This is a genomic window from Caballeronia sp. J97 (genome assembly GCF_905220305.1).
GTDB lineage: Bacteria > Pseudomonadota > Gammaproteobacteria > Burkholderiales > Burkholderiaceae > Caballeronia.
Genome location: NZ_CAJMZL010000016.1, coordinates 69,300 through 87,242 on the forward strand (window position 1 = coordinate 69,300; position 17,943 = coordinate 87,242).

General features: G+C 64.9%; 13 protein-coding genes. 7 read left to right on the forward strand and 6 right to left on the reverse strand.

The features are described 5' to 3' along the window. Window positions 1-118: 118 nt before the first annotated feature. Window positions 119-1,900 carry a ShlB/FhaC/HecB family hemolysin secretion/activation protein gene (locus tag U4Y90_RS20665; RefSeq protein ID WP_321797270.1) on the forward strand — a complete coding sequence of 594 codons (1,782 nt, stop codon included), beginning with the start codon at window positions 119-121 and terminating at the stop codon, window positions 1,898-1,900. Between the two features lie 40 nt (window positions 1,901-1,940). On the opposite strand, the gene U4Y90_RS20670 is transcribed toward U4Y90_RS20665, so the two are convergent. From U4Y90_RS20670 to U4Y90_RS20690, 5 genes are all read right to left on the reverse strand, one after another. Continuing rightward, a complete protein-coding gene (locus U4Y90_RS20670) occupies window positions 1,941-4,298 on the reverse strand; it encodes a filamentous hemagglutinin N-terminal domain-containing protein (RefSeq protein ID WP_321797271.1) in 2,358 nt (785 codons plus the stop codon). A gap of 290 nt (window positions 4,299-4,588) precedes the next feature. Further along, the gene (locus tag U4Y90_RS20675; protein WP_415749389.1) at window positions 4,589-4,987 is read right to left on the reverse strand and encodes a hypothetical protein; all 399 of its coding nucleotides are present in this window, start codon (window positions 4,985-4,987) and stop codon (window positions 4,589-4,591) included. 98 nt (window positions 4,988-5,085) lie between these two features. Next, window positions 5,086-6,369: an ATP-binding protein gene (locus tag U4Y90_RS20680; RefSeq protein WP_321797273.1), complete on the reverse strand. Its 1,284-nt coding sequence runs from the start codon at window positions 6,367-6,369 to the stop codon at window positions 5,086-5,088. After that, window positions 6,366-7,028, reverse strand: coding sequence for a response regulator (locus tag U4Y90_RS20685; RefSeq protein ID WP_321797275.1), 663 nt, complete (start codon window positions 7,026-7,028; stop codon window positions 6,366-6,368). Before U4Y90_RS20685 ends, U4Y90_RS20680 begins: the two co-directional genes overlap by 4 nt. A gap of 198 nt (window positions 7,029-7,226) precedes the next feature. Next, the gene (locus U4Y90_RS20690) at window positions 7,227-8,372 is read right to left on the reverse strand and encodes a porin (protein ID WP_321797277.1); all 1,146 of its coding nucleotides are present in this window, start codon (window positions 8,370-8,372) and stop codon (window positions 7,227-7,229) included. A gap of 280 nt (window positions 8,373-8,652) precedes the next feature. Here U4Y90_RS20690 and aldA point away from each other — a divergent pair, with 280 nt between their 5' ends. The 6 genes from aldA (at window position 8,653) to U4Y90_RS20720 (ending at window position 16,349) form a co-directional block, all read left to right on the forward strand. After that, window positions 8,653-10,077, forward strand: coding sequence for an aldehyde dehydrogenase (aldA, locus tag U4Y90_RS20695; RefSeq protein ID WP_321797279.1), 1,425 nt, complete (start codon window positions 8,653-8,655; stop codon window positions 10,075-10,077). 115 nt (window positions 10,078-10,192) lie between these two features. Then, window positions 10,193-11,494 (forward strand): MFS transporter, encoded by a 1,302-nt coding sequence (locus U4Y90_RS20700; protein ID WP_321797280.1) that lies wholly within the window; start codon window positions 10,193-10,195, stop codon window positions 11,492-11,494. Then, entirely contained in the window at window positions 11,491-12,708 is a 1,218-nt protein-coding gene (locus U4Y90_RS20705; protein ID WP_321797282.1) for a mandelate racemase/muconate lactonizing enzyme family protein, read from the forward strand. Before U4Y90_RS20700 ends, U4Y90_RS20705 begins: the two co-directional genes overlap by 4 nt. Window positions 12,709-12,726: 18 nt before the next feature. Then, window positions 12,727-14,376: a GMC family oxidoreductase gene (locus U4Y90_RS20710; protein WP_321797284.1), complete on the forward strand. Its 1,650-nt coding sequence runs from the start codon at window positions 12,727-12,729 to the stop codon at window positions 14,374-14,376. A gap of 156 nt (window positions 14,377-14,532) precedes the next feature. Then, window positions 14,533-15,453 carry a LysR substrate-binding domain-containing protein gene (locus U4Y90_RS20715; protein WP_321797286.1) on the forward strand — a complete coding sequence of 307 codons (921 nt, stop codon included), beginning with the start codon at window positions 14,533-14,535 and terminating at the stop codon, window positions 15,451-15,453. Between the two features lie 11 nt (window positions 15,454-15,464). Then, window positions 15,465-16,349 carry a LysR substrate-binding domain-containing protein gene (locus tag U4Y90_RS20720; protein ID WP_321797287.1) on the forward strand — a complete coding sequence of 295 codons (885 nt, stop codon included), beginning with the start codon at window positions 15,465-15,467 and terminating at the stop codon, window positions 16,347-16,349. A 178-nt stretch (window positions 16,350-16,527) separates the two neighbouring features. Here U4Y90_RS20720 and U4Y90_RS20725 read toward each other — a convergent pair whose 3' ends face one another. Beyond that, window positions 16,528-17,907 carry an MFS transporter gene (locus U4Y90_RS20725; RefSeq protein ID WP_415749391.1) on the reverse strand — a complete coding sequence of 460 codons (1,380 nt, stop codon included), beginning with the start codon at window positions 17,905-17,907 and terminating at the stop codon, window positions 16,528-16,530. Window positions 17,908-17,943: the final 36 nt, after the last annotated feature.

Here is a 17,943-nt window from a genome sequence, read left to right on the forward strand (position 1 = left end):
GACCTCGCCGCACGAAACGTTCCGCGCCGCGACGCGGTTCGATCTCGCACGCGGCGCATCGCGCGCTGATACCATGCGAGGCCGACCCATGCGAGCAACGCCGGAGGAGAGATGCTGCATGATCGCCGTGCGGCCTGATCGATCGACGCGCACACGTATCGCCGCGACGGCTTTATCGGCCGCGCTCGCGTATGGCGTTGCGGCGCGCGATGCCGCCGCGCAATCGTATCGCGATGTCGCGCCTCTTGCGCCGCCTGCCGCGCAACGGCCGCGCGCGTTGCCGTCGCCGCCCGAGCCGGGCGATCGCTCGCAGAACATCGCCATTCAGGATCTGCGCGGCATCGCGTTCGTGCGCGCGGATACCGCGTCGGCCACCACGCAGTCGGGCGCGAACGGCGCGATCACATCGGCGGGCTTGCCTTTGCTCACGTCCGATTTTCTCGACGGCTTCGCCGCCGATCTTCACGCGCCTCTGACCTTCGCGCGTCTCGCGGAGATTCGCCGCGCGGTCGTGCAGCGATATCGCGCCGCGGGTCAGCCGCTCGTCGACGTGTATGTGCCCGAGCAGGACGTGAGCAATGGCGTCGTGAAGATCGCCATCGCCGAGTTTCGCGCGGGACGTGTGACGCCGAAAGGCAATCGCTATTTCTCCGACGCGCTGCTCGCGCGGGAAATGCCGATCGCGAGCGGCGAGCCGATTCGCGAAGCCGATGTCGCCGCCGGGCTGGCATTGCTCAATGCGAATCCGTATCGGCGCGTGGACGTGATCTATGCGCCCGGCGCCGCGCCCGACACCACCGATATCGTGCTGCAAACGGAAGATCGCTTTCCGTTGCGCATCTACGGCGGCTACAACAACGATGGCGTGCGCGATCTCGGCCGCGATCGGTTTCTCGCGGGATTCGACTACGGCAATCTGTTCGGCATCGATGCGCGCATCGGCTATCAGATGACCGCGAGTAACGATCTGTTGAGCGGCAATCCCGATATCGAAGGAAGGCCCGATCGTCCGCGTTATGTCGCGCACGCGTTCAATATGGTCGCGCCGTTGCCGTGGCTCGATCGCGTCGAACTGTTCGGCGTTTTCGCGCAGAGCACGCCGCGTTTGCCCGACAGCTATGGGCAAACCGGTCTCAGCGCGCAACTCAGCTTTCGCTACGACTGGCGCTTGCCGCCGCTCGACCAAGCGGGCGCGTGGCAGCAGCAAGTGCAGTTCGGTTACGACTTCAAGCGCTCGAACAACGACCTCGAATTCGGCGGCTTTCAGGTGTTCAATGCGAACACGCATATTCATCAGTTCGTCATTGCCTACGATCTTTCGAGGAGCGATGTGTCCGGCGACACGCATCTGAACGCATCGCTCTTCGTGAGTCCCGGGTATTTCGACAGCAACAGCAACGACGACGCCTACGATGCCGCGCGTCTCGGCGCGAAGCCACGCTATCAGTACATGCAGTTGTCGGCGCAGCGCGACATGCCGCTCGGCAAGTCGGGCTTTTCGATTGCGGCGCGCGGGCTGTTGCAATGGACCGGCAGCACGCTCTTGCCGAGCGAGGAGCTCGGCCTGGGCGGCGATGCGACGGTGCGCGGTTATGAGCCCTATTCCGCGCAGGGCGATCGCGGATGGAACCTGCAGACGGAATTGCGCGCGCCGGCGATATCGGCGGGCATCGCGGCGATGCAGCCTTTCGCGTTCTTCGATGCGGGGCACGTGTGGAATCGCATCGCCGAATTCGGCGAGGTCAATAATGCGTCGCTCGCGAGTGTCGGCGTGGGCGTTCGTGTGCAGGTCGGCCGCTTCGTCAGCTTGCGCGGAACGTATGGATTTCCGTTGAAGGCGGTCGTGCCGAATGGCTCGAAAGCGCCCGTGGGGGAGATTTTTGTGGTGATCGGAAGTTAGCCTATCGGGCGGCGCGTTCGCGCCGCCCGATAGGCGCGCTTCAAGGCTGCGCCTGCTGCCATTGCAGAATGGGATGCGTCGCGCCCGACGGCATAGCCCAAACGCCGCCCGCCGGAATGTTCCAGTCGAGGAAATTCGACGCATTGCTCATCTGCGCGGTCGTGAGCCCGTTCGAATCCGGCGGCGTCGTCCCGGAGTTCGAGCCGGCCGCGCTGGCGCGAGTCGTCGTCTCCTTGTTCCAGTAGACGTTGTTGTGAATCGCGCCCTGGTTGTACGCCGCAATGCCGCCATAGGCGTCTCCCGGCGGCCCGCCGCCGCCGACTTGCCCCACCGCGAACGATTCGTTGATCACGCCCGTCGCGCCGTTGACGAACACGAGCCCGCCGCCGCCGAAGCCGCTCACGCCGCCGGTCGCATACGACTGCGTGATGAGCCCGTTGTTGAACGCGACGAGCCCGCCCGTCTCGCCATGCGTCCCGGCGAACGTGGTGCCGGTCGCGTACGACTGCGCGATCGTGCCGTTGTTCACGCCCACGAGCCCGCCCGCGGGAATCTGATAGCCGACATCCGCCGTGCTCGACGAACGCTCGATGATCCCGTTGTTCACGCCGACGAGCCCGCCCGCGCCGGCCCCGCCGAAGCCGTTCTGGGAAACGGCGCCCGTCGTGTTGACATACGTGACGAGACCGTTGTTCTGGCCCGCGAGCAATCCGTACGCGCCCGACGAGTAGCCGTTCGTGCTGGCGTTGGTGAGATTCAGGTCGCGCACCACGCCGCTCGCGCCGATCACGCCGAACATGCCTTGGCGGTCGTCGTTGAGATTCGCCGTCGTCGCGAGCTTGTCGATCGTGTGGCCGAAGCCGTCGAACTGACCGGTGAAGGGCGTCGCCGTCGCGCCGATCGCCGTGAAGAAGTTCGGATAGGCGCTCGCGCTCGCGTCGATATCCTTGCCGAGCGCGTAGTTGCCCGCGAGATCCTTCGACACGCCGGAGAGATCGGCGAGGTTGTTCACGAGTTTGTACGCGGTCGCCTGCGTGACGAGCCCGCTATACGGCGCGGCCGTCCATCCGCTGTTCGTGAGCAGCGTGCCCGGCGCATAGCTGCCGTTCATGTCGTAGAGCGCGCTGACGATACCGCCGCTCTTCGACCAGTCGATCGTGCCGCCGTTCGTCACGCCGCCGCCGTTGTCGACGCCGAGCGCATCCGCGCGCAGCGTGAGATTGCCGTTGCCCGTGTTGCCGATGGTCGCGCCCGGGCCGATCGCCACGCCGCGCGCTGCGCCCAGTGTCAGCGATGCATTGCCGTTCCATTGCACGTTGCCGCCGACGCTCAGATCGCCGCCGCTCGCTTCGACATCGACCGATGTGCCGCTGGAGAGACTGCGCGCGAGGGCATCCGCGTTCGCCTGATCGACGGTGAATGTCGGCGCGCCGAGCTTCCAGATGCGCGCCTGCACGTTCGCACCGGCGATGTCGAGCGCGTTCGCGCGCGTTTCGACCGTGCCGCCGCTGCCGTCCGCGTTCGTCGCGGCGATCGCGCCGTTCGCGTGAACCGTGCCCTGGTCGGCGACGAGCCAGACATGGCCGTCGCGCGTCGCGGTGCCGGTCGCGCGGATCGCGCTGCTGTTGCCGGCGAGCGCGTACACGTTGCCATCGGCGGCCTGCAGGTTCGCCTGCGCCGCCTGGATCATGCCGCCGTTCATCGCGGTGCCGCCGCTGCCCGCCTGCACGAAAACCTGTTGTCCGCCGGACGCGTCCTGCAACAGCACCTGATTGCCGGTCGCGATTTCGACCGTGCCCTGCGGCGCGCCGATGCTGCCGCCGTTCACCGCCGCCGTGCGCGACACGAGAAATACGTCGCCGCCGCTCGATCCGATCTTGCCGAGATTGATGACCATGCCGTCGCCGCCGCCCGATAGCGTGAGCGGGCCGCCCTGCATGAACGCATCGTTGCCGATGTCCAGAGCGGAGGCGACAAAGCGCCCGCCCGTCGCGACGACACCGCCCGGCCCGACGAGCACGCCCTGCGGATTCACGAGATACACGCTGCCCGTCGCGTTGAGCTGCCCGAGAATCACCGACGCATCGCCGCCGGTCACGCGGTTGAGCGTCGCGCCGTTGCCGTTGTTGAACGTGACCTGCCGTCCGCTGCCGATCGAGAAACTATTCCAGTCGATGACGCCGCGCGTGGTCGTCTGATTGATCGTGAGCGCCTGATCGCTGCCGCCGATCGCGCCGCTGCCGGCGACGAATTTGCCGCCGGCCGGCAGGGGCGGCGCGGCATGGACGAGCGCCGCGCATGACAGGCCCGCGACGAGCGGCACGAGCATCGCGAGCGGGCGCAGGCGCGCGCGACGAATCCGGGTTTCGGGAACAAGCGGACGAATGCTGCGCTGCATGGCGACCTCCAGTCAGTGTCGATTGTTTTCATCGTTCTTGGCCGCTGACGGTGTAGCCGCTTTTCAGCCCGGCGTTTCAGGACTCGGCCGGGAGGCGCGAACATCGACGTGCGAGCAGGCGCGCCGATGTTATCGCCGCGCCCTGTGCGCCAATGTGGGGTTCCGCACATTCGCCCGGCGCAAAAAAATCGCCGTGCCCGAGCGCGAGACGCGCCGGGGCGCGCGTTCCACGCGGCATGAAAATTGATTGCCGTCGCGCGTGCAAAAGACTGAAGTAAGGAGGATCGGGACTAATGCGAAGGCCTGCGTCGGCTCGATAGCTCGATCCAGCACTCGTGATAGATGCGCTGCACGAGCGCGCTTTCGTAGTCGAGATCCTCGCATTCGAGAATGCGCTCGATGTCGCCGCGCGAGGCGTCGGCGTCGAGCGTCGAGGAGAAGCGCGCGGCGAGCGCCTGCGCCGCAACGGAGAGCCGCGCGGTTTCGATCCAGTCGGCCGCGCGATGATGTCGGTCGAGCCAGCGATGCGCCGTGCGCACCTGAAACGACGTGTCGGGCCAGTCGCCTTCGATGTAGTACGCGCCGAGAAATCCGCACGTGAGCCAGCACAGCAGATGCACCCGGTCATCCGGTCCGAGGGGATAGCGCACTTGACTCATGATGGCGGCGTCGAAATGACCCATCGGCATGACGCATCGACGATAGCATGCCGTGCGCACGCTGTTCATGCGGCCCGCGTATGGTCCGACGCGGGCCGCATGCTTCCTCGAGCAACTGATGAAAGCCTTCAGATCGTGACGGTCACGACGAGCCCGCGCGGCGCCGCATCCGTGAGTTCGACCTTCGCGCCCATGCGCGCCGCGATGGTGCCGACAATCGAGAGCCCGAGGCCCGAGCCGTCCGCATCGCTGCCCAGCACGCGATAGAACGGATCGAAGACGCGCGTGCGTTCCGAGAGCGCGATGCCCGGCCCGCTGTCCTCGACGCGAATCCACGGCCGCGCATTCGCGACGCCCGTCGCGAGATCGACGCGCCCGCCGGCGGGTGTGTAGCGAATCGCGTTGTCGACGAGATTCTTCACCATGATCGTGAGATCGGCTTGCGGTGCGTGGATGAACACGTCGTCCGCGCTCGACACGCCGATATCGATGTCCTTCGCTTCCGCGAGCGGCATCAGGTCTTCCAGAACGTTGCGAAAGACTTCCTGCACGCGCAGACGCGCGATGTCGGCGTCGGTGCGTTGCTGCAGGCGCGCGAGCGTCAACAGTTGATGCAGCAGCGAGCGGGTGCGCGCGAGTCCGCGCCTCAACGCATCGAGCCGTTCGCGCGCGCTGTCGGGCAGCTCGGACGCATCGAGCCGCTCGGCCTGCAACGACAATGCGGTGAGCGGCGAGCGCAGCTCATGCGCGGCATCGGCGACGAAGCGGCGCTGCAGCGCCACCGAGGCTTCCACGCGCGCGAGCAGGCGGTTGATCGCGACGACGAAGGGCGTGATTTCGCTCGGCAGCGCGTCGCCGGAAAGCGCGGAGAGATCGTGCTCGCGCCGCGTGTCGAGGCCCGCCGACAGCGCGGCGAGCGGCCCGAACATGCGGCGCACGATCAGATGCAGCGCCGCGAGCAGCACGAGCGCGAGCGCGGCGAAGGGCATCACGGTGGCGAGCGCGCTGTTGCGGGCGATTTCGTCGCGACCTGCCGTCCTCTGGCCGATCACGACGCGCGTGCCGTCGTCGAGCGTCTTGACGGCGATGCGCCATGGCGTGTCGTCGACGATCGCGTTCTGCAAGCCGTCGGGCACATCGGGCGCGACCGAGAGCGGCGCGCGCTCGGCGAGCGTCTGGATCACGAGCTTCGATTCCGGGTCCGTGCCGTCGACTTTTTCGAGCGCCTCGCGCTCCATCACCGCGAGCGTGCGCGGCGTGACGAGCGCGGCGATCTGCTGCAACTGGCCGTCCTGCAACTCGTTGGCCTCGTGAAGCGCCGTCTTGAACGCAATGACGCCGCCCGCGGCCGCGATCACGACGATCAGCGCCGACAGCCAGGCCGACAGCCTGAACTGAAGCGAACGCGTCATGATTGCTTCGAGACCATCCAGCCCACGCCGCGCACGTTCCTGATCGCGGTGGCGCCGAGCTTCTTGCGCAGCGAATGAATCAGGAATTCGACCGCGTTGCTTTCCACTTCCTCGTTCCAGCCGTAGATGCGGTCTTCGAGTTCCGCGCGCGACAGGATCGCGCCGGGGCGGATCATGAGTGCCTGCAGCAGCGCGAATTCGCGACTGGAAAGGCGCACCGCGATCTCGCCGGACGTGGCCTGGCGCGTGGCCGGATCGAGCGTGAGCATGCCGTTGGTCATGAGCGGCGCGGCCTGCCCGCCGCGGCGGCGGATCACGGAACGCATGCGCGCTTTCAGCTCGGAGATATCGAAAGGCTTGATGAGGTAATCGTCGGCGCCTTCGTCGAGTCCGCGAATGCGCTCCTCGACGGAATCGCGCGCGGTGACGATGACGAGCGGCACGTGATTCGCCCGGCGGCGCACGGCGCGCAGCACGTCGATGCCATCGGCGTCGGGCAGTCCGAGGTCGAGCAGGATCGCGTCGTAGACGTGCGTGGTGAGGCTCGTGAGCGCCAGCTCGCCGCTGCGCACCCAGTCGACGGCGTAGCCGCTTTCGCGCAGTTCGTCCTGCACCGATTCACCGATCATACGGTCGTCTTCAACGAGCAATACCCTCATGGCATGTCTCCGGGCGGTCATGACGATCGAGGGCGGCACACGATGGTGAAAGCGGGCGGACGCTTCATCTTGGGAAATCCTCGTGTTCGGACAAGGCGCAAGACTAGCGGAGGGAAGCTTAGGAAATGCTTAGGAAATGCCTGGAAATTCGGCTGTCCGCGCATTCGGGCGCGGACAGCGATTCATCGATTGAGAACGTCAGAACGCGTGCCGCAGCGCCACGCGCGCGACGAACTGCTGCGAGTTCGACGACAAACCCTGCGTGCCCGGAATGAACGCCTGGTCCATCACCGAATCCGTCGATGCCCCGGCGATCTTCTGATACGCGCCCTGCACGTACACGTCGGTGCGCTTGGAGAGGAAGTAGTCCGCCATCAGGCCCGCCGAGTGGATGTGCGGCTTCACCGTGCCCGCGGTCGAGTCGTACGTTTCCATCGAATAGACGTACTGCGCGCCGACGAAGAAGGCCGGCGTGAACTGGTACTTCCCGTTCACCTCGAAGTTCTGGTACCTGAGGTTCTTGAGCGTGTTGCCTGCCGATGCGAGCGGCACACCGATGTAGCCGTTCGTCACCGGATCGCGATAACTCGAATTCGTGTACGCGAAGCCTGCCGTCGCGTTGCCGAACGTGTAATTCACGCCCGCGCCGAAAACCTGCATGCGCTGGGCGATGAAGCTCGCGTCGTTGGTCGCGATCGCGCCGCTCGCGTTCATGCCGACGCCGTCCGCGCGCAAGTAGGCCGCGCCGAGCAGCAGGCCGCCATTCGCATACGACGCGCCGACGCTGTACTGCCGGTTGCCCGCGAAATTCGTGTCGTTGCTGAAGCTGTACGTGCCGCCGAACTGGAACCCGCCGAACGCCGGGCTCATGTACTTGACCGTGTTGTTCACGCGGAACGAGTTGTCGGTGTTGTCGTTGTCGAACGGATGCGCGAAGAGATAGCCGGCCCAGTTGCCGTTGGCCGTCGTCGGCGCGAGAAAGTCGACCACGGAGTCGTACTGACGGCCGAGCCTGACCGAGCCGAAGCGGTCATCGGTCACGCCCACGTACGCCTGCCGCCCGAACATGCGTCCGCCTTGCCCGGCCGCGCCATTGCTCAGATTCACACCGCTTTCGAGCTGGAACACGGCCTTCGTGCCGCCGCCGAGATCCTCGGCCCCGCGCAAGCCCCAGCGGCTGCCCGCCGCATAGCCGCTCGTGAGCTCGTAGGCGTGATTGCCGCCGACATTGCTCGTGTAGTCGAGCCCTTCATCGAGGATGCCGTACAGCGTGACGCTGCTTTGAGCATGAGCTGAAGTCGCGATACACGCGAGCGCGGCGAGGCCAATTGCTTTGATTCTCATGAAAGTCTCAAGTCTTCTACTTTTCGTCAAGAAGTCCCAGCCATCGATGTCGGCGGGGACCGCGAGCGACGGATTGTGCGCGATGGAAGCAGGGCTGAAAAAGGATTTAGTCGAACAGCGAGCGTGAGTTTTTTGAATGTTTTTCCAGAAAATTCTTCGCTTGTCGTCGGAGCGCGAGGCGCGGAAGAATGAGCCGCAAATGCGTTGCCTTGTCGCAACGGTTGCCCGATTTCCGGCGGCCGGGCGCCGCGACGCACAGCGATCAAGGAAACCACAAGACATGAAGCCAGAACGCAATTTCGTGAATGGACGTTTCATCGAGCCTGTGAGCGATAACGTCATCGCCGTCCTGAATCCCGCCACCGAAGAGGTGCTCGGCCACGTTCACAACGCGTCGCGCGAGCAGGCGCTCATGGCCGTCGATCAGGCCGCCGCGGCGCAACGTGCGTGGCGCGCGACGCCCGCCGCCGAGCGCGGCGCGCATATGCAGCGTCTCGCGAATGCCATCGTCGAAGCTGCCGCCGATATCGGCGCGGCGCTCGCGGCCGAGTCCGGCAAGAGCCTGCTCGACGCGACCAACGAAGCCGTCTACGCCGCGCAGATCACGCGCTATCACGCGGAATGGGCGCGCCGCATCGAAGGCGAAGTCATTCCGAGCGATACGCCCGATGAGAACCTCGTGCTGCATCGCGAGCCGATCGGCGTCGTCGCATGCCTGATCCCGTTCAATTTCCCCATCTACACGCTGATGCGCAAGGTCGCGCCGGCGCTGATCGCGGGCAACACGGTCGTCGTGCGTCCGAGCAACAACACGCCGCTGTCGGCGTTCGCGCTGGCGCGCGCGGTCGAGCGCGCGGGGCTGCCCGCCGGCGTCGTCAACATTCTCGCGATGGATCACGCGACAGCCGAAGTCGTCTGCACGCATCCGAAGATCGGCATGATCACGTTGACGGGCAGCGTCAGCGCGGGCCGCAAGGTGCTCGAATATTGCAAGGCGAACATCGCGAAGCCTTCGCTGGAGCTGGGCGGCAAGACGCCGGCCATCGTCGAGCCGGACGCCGATCTGCCGAAGGCCGCTCGCGAGCTCGTCGCATCGAAGCTCACGCACAGCGGCCAGCTCTGCACGGCGATCGAGCGCGTCTATGTGCATGAGCGCATCCACGACCAGTTCGTCACCTTGCTGCGCCAGCAGATGAAGTCGAAGCAGATCGGCGATCGCTACCTGGACGCGAGCCACATGGGGCCGCTCGTGAACAAGCCATCGCGCGACGGCATTCACGCGATGGTCCGCCGCGCGATCAAAGCGGGTGCGAAGCTCGAATGCGGCGGCGAAGTGCCTGCGCGCGAGGGCTTCTTCTATCCGCCGACGCTGCTGTCGAATTGCCGCCAGGACATGGAGATCGTGCAGGAAGAGACGTTCGGCCCGGTGCTCGCGGTGCTGAAGTACGCCACGATCGACGAAGCGATTGCGCTGGCGAACGATCATCAGTTCGGCCTTTCATCGGTGCTCTACACCGAGAACTACCGCACGGCGATGAAAGTGGCGAACGCGATCGAAGCGGGCGAGCTGTACATCAACCGCACGCCCGCCGATCCGTATCAAGGTTTTCACGCTGGCTGGAAGCGCTCCGGCATCGGCGGCGACGACGGCAAGCACGGCATGCTCGAGTTCACGCAGACGCGACTCGTCGTCATGAAGTACTGATTCCTGCGGCCGTTGCCGGCCGCATCGGTTTTCCCATCATTCACAAAAACATGTTGAAGGCCCAGCCGCGCGGCGTCCACACGCCGTGCGCCGCTGCCCTTCGAGGAGCACTCCTGTGTCATCGAATTCCGCTCAATCCGGCCAAAGCGTGAACGCACCGCGCGCAGGCTCGCGCGCCGACCGCTACATCCAGCTCGCGCTGCTCGTGATCGCCGCCGGCGCGATCTATCCGATTCTGTATCTGCGGCAGGTCTATCAGCCGACGATGCTCGAAGTCTTTCACATCACCGAAGCGCAACTCGGCTATCTCTACTCCGCGCTCGGGACGATCTTCCTCGTCTGCTATCTGCCGAGCGGCTGGCTCGCGGATCGCGTGTCGCCGCGTGTGCTCATCAGCTTCTCGCTGATCGCGACCGGCGCGCTCGGCTTGTGGTATTCCACCGCGCCGTCGTTCGGCTCGCTGATCGTGATCTTCGGCGCCTGGGGCCTGACGACCGGCCTCACGTTCTGGGCGGCGATCATCAAGCGCGTGCAGATGATCGCCGCCGCCGACGAGCAAGGCCGCTTCTTCGGCTTTCTCGACGGCGGGCGCGGCTTGATCGAAGCGCTGCTCGCGACCGTCGCGATCAGTCTCTTCGCGTGGGTCACGCAGACGCGCGGCGATTCGACCGCCGCGGGCTTCCGGCTCGTCGTCTACATGTACGCGTTCCTGTGCATCGGGCTCGGCGCGGTATTCGGTCTCGTGCGCGATCCGCAAGCTGCGCAGGGGGTGCAAGTCACGCGCGAGAAGCGCAACGTGCTCCGCGATCTCAAGGTGCTGCTGAAGAATCCGCAACTGTGGCTGCTGTCGGCGATCGTGTTCTGCGGCTATCAGGTGTTCTGGGCGACCTACAGCTTCTCCGCGTATCTGCATGAAAAGGAGATCGGCCTGTCGGTGGTCGCGGCGGGCTTCATCACCACGGCCAAGCTGTGGATGCGTCCGATCGGCGGCATCGGCGGCGGCTTTCTCGGCGATCGTTTCTCGAAGACCTCCGTGCTCGTGTTCGCGCTGTTCGCGGCGGCTGCCGCGCTGCTCGTGCTGATGGCCGCGCCGTCGATCGGCAGCCACGTGCTCATCGCGGTGATCGTGCTCTTCATCGGCGTGATGACGTACGCGATACGCGGGCTTTACTGGTCGCTGCTCGATCAATGCAAGGTGCCCGCCGAAACGATGGGTCTCGCGATCGGCCTCGTCTCGGTGATCGGCTATTCGCCCGATGCGGTGCTGCCGCTCATCAACGGTTATCTGACGCAGAACTATCCGGGCGTGCACGGCTATCAACTCTACTTCGGCTACATCGCGGCGATGTCCGCGCTGGGCGGCGTGGCCGGGCTCGTCTTCAAACATCGACTCAACAAACTGGGAGCGCAACAATGAAGATCGCCGCGCTGGAGACGCATATCGTCGCCGTGCCGCCGCCGCATATCGGCGGCATGTACTGGATTTTCGTGAAGCTGCGCACGGCGTGCGGCATCGAAGGCGTCGGGGAGATCTACTCCGCGACGTTCCATCCGAAAGCGATGACGCCCGTCATCGAAGATGTGTTCGAGCGCTATCTGCTCGGTCACGATCCGCATCATGTCGAGCGTTTCTACCGCGAGGCGTATTCGAGCGGCTTCACGCAGCGCCCCGATCTCACGATGATGGGCGTCGCGAGCGGCCTTGAAATGGCGTGCTGGGACATCATCGGCAAGGCGGCGGGCAAGCCGGTCTACGAACTGCTCGGCGGACGCGTGCATGAACGTCTGCGTTCGTACACGTATCTCTATCCGAAGAACGCGCGCGGCGAATACGACTACGACGATCCCGATCTCGCCGCCGAATGTGCCGCGCACAACGTGGCGCTCGGCTTTACCGCAGTGAAGTTCGATCCGGCCGGTCCGTACACCGCGTATTCAGGCCATCAGATTTCGCTCGAAGTGATGGATCGCTGCGAGACGTTCTGCCGCAAGGTGCGCGAGGCCGTCGGCAGCAAGGCCGATCTGCTGTTCGGCACGCACGGTCAGATGGTGCCGTCCTCGGCGATCCGTCTCGCGAAGCGCCTCGAAAAGTTCGATCCGCTTTGGTTCGAGGAGCCGGTGCCGCCGGGGCAGGAAGACGCGATGGCGCAAGTCGCCGCGAAGACCGGCATCCCGATCGCGGCGGGCGAGCGTCTCACGACCAAGTACGAGTTCTTCAAGCTGCTCGAAGCGCGCGCGGCGTCGATCTTGCAGTTCAACGTCGGGCGCGTCGGCGGCTTGCTGGAAGCGAAGAAGATCGCGAGTCTCGCGGAGGTGTACTACGCGCAGATCGCGCCGCATCTGTACAACGGTCCGGTGGGCGCGGCCGCGAGCATCCAGATTGCCGCGTGCTCGCCGAACTTCCTGATCCAGGAAAGCATCGGCACGTGGGACGGCTTCCACGCCGAGGTGCTCGAGTCGAAGATCCGCTGGGAAGACGGCTACATCATTCCGTCGACGGAGCCGGGCCTGGGCGTAGAGCTGAACATGGATGTGGTCCGCGCGCATACGCCGTACACGGGCGAGCGTCTGCATCTGCAGATGGCGGCGAAGCCCGCCGACGTGAAGGATCTCGCGCCCGCGAAGGGCTGAACCAGGAACAGGCAAGGCATGGAATTCGATTACATCATCGTGGGTGCGGGATCGGCGGGCTGCATCCTCGCCAATCGCCTGACGGAGTCCGGCGAGCATTCGGTGCTGCTGCTCGAAGCGGGCGGCAAGGACGATTCGTTCTGGTTCAAGATTCCGGTCGGCTTCACGAAGACCTACTACAACCCGGAATACAACTGGATGTACTACAGCGAGCCGGAAGCGCAACTCAAGGGCCGCTCGCTGTATTGCCCGCGCGGCAAGGTGCAGGGCGGCTCCGGCTCGATCAACGCGATGATCTACGTGCGCGGCCAGCCGCACGATTTCGACGACTGGGCGCGCGCGGGCAACACGGGATGGAGTTACAGCGACGTGCTGCCGTATTTCCGCCGCCTCGAATCGCACTGGGCCGGCGATACGCGGTATCACGGCGCGCACGGCAGGATCTCGGTATCGTCGATGAAGGACGGCGCGCATGCGGTCTGCGGCACGTTCCTCGAAGGCGCGCGGCAGGCCGGCTATCCGGTCACCGGCGACATCAACGGCGCGGACTACGAAGGCGCGACCATCTATGACATCAACGCGCGCAATGGCGAGCGTTCGTCGAGCAGCTTCGAGTATCTGCACCCCGTGCTCGGGCGCGGCAATCTGCGCGTGGAGCGCAATATCAGCGTGAGCCGCGTGTTGTTCGACGGCAAGCGCGCGACCGGCGTGATGGCGAAGCGCGACGGCGAATCGCTGCGCTTTCGCGCGAAGCGTGAGGTGATTCTGTCGGCGGGCGCGGTCGATTCACCGAAACTCATGCAGCTTTCCGGCATCGGCGACGCGGCGCTGCTCGCGAAACACGGCATTCCGGTCGTGCACGAATTGCCGGCTGTCGGCAAGAATCTGCAGGATCACCTGTGCGTGAGCTTCTACTATCGCGCGACCATCGAGACGCTGAACGACGAGCTGGGCTCGCTCTTCGGCAAGGCCAAGGCCGCCTTCAGGTATCTGATCTCGCGCAAGGGACCGCTTTCGATGAGCGTGAACCAGTCGGGCGGTTTTTTCAAAGGCGACGACGAAGAAGCGCAGCCGAACCTGCAACTGTATTTCAACCCGCTCTCGTATCGCATTCCGAAAAGCAGCAAGGCGCAGTTGGAGCCGGAACCGTATTCGGGTTTCCTGCTGTGCTTCAACCCATGCCGGCCGACGAGCCGCGGATCCATCGAGATCGCATCCGATCGCGTGGAAGATGCCGCGAAGATCAGCATCAACGCATTGACGACGCCGAGAGACATCCGCGATGCGGTGCAGGGCAGCAAGCTCGTGCGCAAGATCATGAGCTCGCCCGCATTGCGCGCGATCACGGCGGAGGAAATCTCGCCGGGACCGGCCGTGAAGAGCGACGCCGACATGCTGGAGTACTTTCGCGAGCAGTCGGGCTCGATCTATCACCTGTGCGGTTCGTGCGCGATGGGCCCGGACGCGCGCACGGCGGTGGTCGACGAGCGCTTGCGCGTGCATGGCGTAGCGGGCTTGCGCATCGTCGATGCATCGATCTTTCCGAACATCACGTCGGGCAATCTCAACGCGCCGGTGATGATGGTCGCCGAGAAGGGCGCGGACATGATTCTCGACGATGCCCGCACGGTTGTCGAGCGAGTCGCGGCGCCTGTCTCGATCGCCTGATTCGCTTCGGGGCGCAAGCGCATGCCTTCGCGCCCCGAAGCGGAATAAATCGCCTCGATTCGTAAAATCTCGCCCAAGAGCGACACGTTTCAGCGTGGATCCGTGTTCAATGCGCGTGTTGAACGCAAGGAAAAGGAGACCGATTTGAAGCGAAAGATGCCTGCCCTGAATGCGCTGAGGGCTTTCGAAGTGGCCGGGCACACCGGCAGTTTTACGCGCGCCGCAGAAATGCTGCACGTGACTCAGAGCGCGGTGAGCCGCCAGGTTCGCCAGCTCGAAACACAGCTCGGCGAGACGCTGCTGTTGCGCCGCCATCATCATCTGGAGTTGTCGGCGACGGGGCGGCTCTTGCTGCAGGCGCTCAAGATGTCGTTCGACTGCATCGAGCTCACGGTGCGCGGCATTCAGGAACGGACGCATTTGCGGCGCCTGCGCGTCAATGCCCCGCCTACCTTCGCTAACCGCTGGCTGATGCCGCGGCTGCAATCGCTGCGCGCCGCCGCGCCGGAAGTCGAAATCACGCTGACTACGCGTCTGAAAGACGACCTCGTCGAATCGGGCGCGCTCGACTGCGCAATCCGCTTCGGCAATGGAGAATGGGGCGGTCTCGACAACCAGTTGCTGATGAACGAACGGCACATCGCCGTCTGCTCGCCCGCGATGATAGGCGGGCGCGATACATCGGAGATCGATCTCAACGCTTTTACGCTGCTGCATGTGCTCGCGGCGACCGATCAGCGTTATCTTACATGGCAGCACTGGCTCAAGGCGGCGCATATCGAAGGTGTCGATACGCGCGGCGGCTATGAGTTCGATCTGCTCGATCACGCGATCCGCGCGGCTTCCGACGGTCTCGGCGTCACGATCGCCGATCGCCACATGATCGGGCAGGAGTTGCGCCAGGGATCGCTGGTGCCGATCCTCGATGTCGAGGTGGACGGGCATCAGTCATACTGGCTCGTCACGCGCACCGGCCAGGACGATGCGCCCCAGGTCGCGCTCTTTCGCGAGTGGCTGCGCACGGAGATCGAGAAGCAGGCGCGCGCTCTCGGCGACAAACGAGGCACGCGCAACTAAGGGAGAAGATCGTGCGGCGACTGCCATCGTTGACGGCGTTGCGTTTTTTCGAGGAAAGCGCGCGCCATATGAGCTTCAACAAGTCCGCAGCGGCCTTGTGCGTGACACCGGGCGCGGTGAGCCGCCAGATTCGTCTGCTCGAGGACGCGCTCGGCACGAAGCTTTTCGTTCGTGACCACAAGGGCATTCGGCTGACGAAGCAGGGTGCGGAACTGCTGGCGTGCCTGTCGGAAGCGTTCGATTCGATCGAGCGTGTCACGCGATCGCTGTCGACCGTGCAACGCGGCGAACGCAAGCGTCTGACCGTCAGCGCGCCGCCTACGTTTGCGACGCGCTGGCTGTCGCCGCGCTTAGGCTCGCTGATGGACGCGGTGCCCGACATCGATCTTTCCGTGCGCACCGACGCCGCCGATGACCGCCAGTGCAGCATTCGCTTCGGTTACGAGGCGCGGGCGGATCATCGTTCGGAGTTGCTGTTCATCGAGCGGCATGTGCTCGTCGGCGCGATGAAGTTCGCGGGGCAGTCGGTCGAGGCGCTGCTCGAGCGGCTGCCCGCGCTGCATGTGCTGCATAACGATGCACGGCTGACGCTGTGGCCCAACTGGCTCGATGCGGCGGGACTGCCGCGCGCCTTCGGCGAGAACGGCATCGAGTTCTCGACGCTCGATCAGGCAATTCATGCGGCCCGCGCGGGTTCGGGTCTGGCGGTCGTCGATCGCAACATGATCGCCGATGAACTGCACGATGGCGCGCTCGTGTTGTTGTCGCCGGTGGAATCGAACGGGCCTTATGGGTATTGGCTGGATATCGCGCCTTCGTTTTCGGGTTCGGATAGTGTGCAGGCGTTTGCGGAGTGGTTGAGGGCCGAGGGGGCTGCGGCGCAGGCGATTTCCTGAGCCTCGGCGATTGCGCTCGGGCTCATTAGGAGAAGCGAGGCGGCGATTCCGGGCGCACGCTTACTCCGCCACATGGAGCTTTTTTCCGTCGAACAAGGCAGCAATGCGCGTTGCCAAAGAAAATGCGGCAACGATGACGTTGCCGCATTTCGGGCGCTGCGAGTCTCACCCCCCGCTCTCACCCCCCGCTCGCCTGACTCAACGTCAGATGCTTCGTCTCCGGCGCCCAGGCGATCGAAACCAGCATTCCCACGAGCAACACGCCGGCGAGCGCGAGCATCGTCATCTGCACGCCGGCCTGCGCGATCCCGATGGGCAACAGAAACGTCCCCACCGCCGATCCCAGCCGGCTGCACGCAATCGACAGTCCCACGCCGCACGCACGCGCCTCGGTCGGAAAGCACTCCGGCGGAAACACGCCGACCAGATTCGAGAATGCCGACATCGTCAGCGTGAAGACGCCGAACGCGACGATCATCCCGACATTCGCCGATGACGGCAGCACGCTCAACGCGAACAGCGACAGGCAGCACACCGCGAACGATCCGATCAGAAACGAGCGCCGCGACAACTTGATCGTCAGCCAGATACCGAGCAACGCGCCGAGCACGAGAAAGGCGTTGAGCAGCAGATCGGCACCCGAGCCTTCGGGCAGATGGATCGCCGTGAGAATGCTCGGCAGGAACGTGTAGATCGCGAAGTACGGAATCACGAGGCACACGAAGAACGCACAGTTGAAGACCGTGCGGCGGATCAGATCAGGCTCGAAGAGCCGCGCGAAACCGCCCTTGCCGGCGAAGTGCTCGCCCGTGTCGGCTTCGAGCGTCACGTTCGGCCCGAAGTGCTTGCGCACGATGCGCATCGCTTCGTCCACGCGGCCTTTGCCGAGCAGCCAGCGCGGCGACTCCGGCGTGCCGATGCGCATGATCAGCACGAGGAGCGCGGGCACGCCGGCGGACGCGAGCAGCCAGCGCCACGCATCGGGCGACGCATCCGCGTAGTGCATGCCGAGCACGTTCGCGATCACATAGCCGATCGTCCAGATCACGCTGAACGAACCGAGCAGCACGCCGCGATGCTTGCGCGGCGAGAACTCCGCGAGAATCGCATGACCGACCGCGAAATCGCCGCCCATGCCGAAGCCGATCAGCACGCGCAACGCGACGAGCATCGCCGGCGTGGCCGCATAGAACTGCGCGAACGCGGCCGCCGTGATGATGATGAAGCTCAGCAGGAAAATCTTCTGGCGGCCGAGGCTGTCGGAGAGCCAGCCGAACACGAGACTGCCGAGAAAAATGCCGACAAGCGCCGACGAACCGAGCAGGCCCATCCAGAACGCATCGAGCGGAATCTGCTTGTTCAACGACGACAGCGCGTAACCGATCGTGCCGAGCGCATAGCCTTCGGTGAAGTGCGCGCCGAAAGTGAGACCGGCTATCTTCACGTGAAAGCGGTTCAGCGGCACATCGTCGAGTGCGACGCGCGGGTGCGCGGTATTCGCGGTATTGAGAGGCGCGTTCGCGCCGGGTGCGAGCGGCTGCGCGCCCAGACTTTGCATGTCCAAGAGTATCTCCTCCACTTCCGGATGGAGCGG

Coding starts and splice junctions, on each gene's coding strand:
- U4Y90_RS20665 (WP_321797270.1), top strand. CDS start 119: ATGATCGCCGTGCGGCCTGATCGATCGACGCGCACACGTATCGCCGCG.
- U4Y90_RS20670 (WP_321797271.1), bottom strand. CDS start 4,298: ATGCAGCGCAGCATTCGTCCGCTTGTTCCCGAAACCCGGATTCGTCGC.
- U4Y90_RS20675 (WP_415749389.1), bottom strand. CDS start 4,987: ATGCCGATGGGTCATTTCGACGCCGCCATCATGAGTCAAGTGCGCTAT.
- U4Y90_RS20680 (WP_321797273.1), bottom strand. CDS start 6,369: ATGACGCGTTCGCTTCAGTTCAGGCTGTCGGCCTGGCTGTCGGCGCTG.
- U4Y90_RS20685 (WP_321797275.1), bottom strand. CDS start 7,028: ATGAGGGTATTGCTCGTTGAAGACGACCGTATGATCGGTGAATCGGTG.
- U4Y90_RS20690 (WP_321797277.1), bottom strand. CDS start 8,372: ATGAGAATCAAAGCAATTGGCCTCGCCGCGCTCGCGTGTATCGCGACT.
- aldA (WP_321797279.1), top strand. CDS start 8,653: ATGAAGCCAGAACGCAATTTCGTGAATGGACGTTTCATCGAGCCTGTG.
- U4Y90_RS20705 (WP_321797282.1), top strand. CDS start 11,491: ATGAAGATCGCCGCGCTGGAGACGCATATCGTCGCCGTGCCGCCGCCG.
- U4Y90_RS20710 (WP_321797284.1), top strand. CDS start 12,727: ATGGAATTCGATTACATCATCGTGGGTGCGGGATCGGCGGGCTGCATC.
- U4Y90_RS20715 (WP_321797286.1), top strand. CDS start 14,533: ATGCCTGCCCTGAATGCGCTGAGGGCTTTCGAAGTGGCCGGGCACACC.
- U4Y90_RS20725 (WP_415749391.1), bottom strand. CDS start 17,907: ATGCAAAGTCTGGGCGCGCAGCCGCTCGCACCCGGCGCGAACGCGCCT.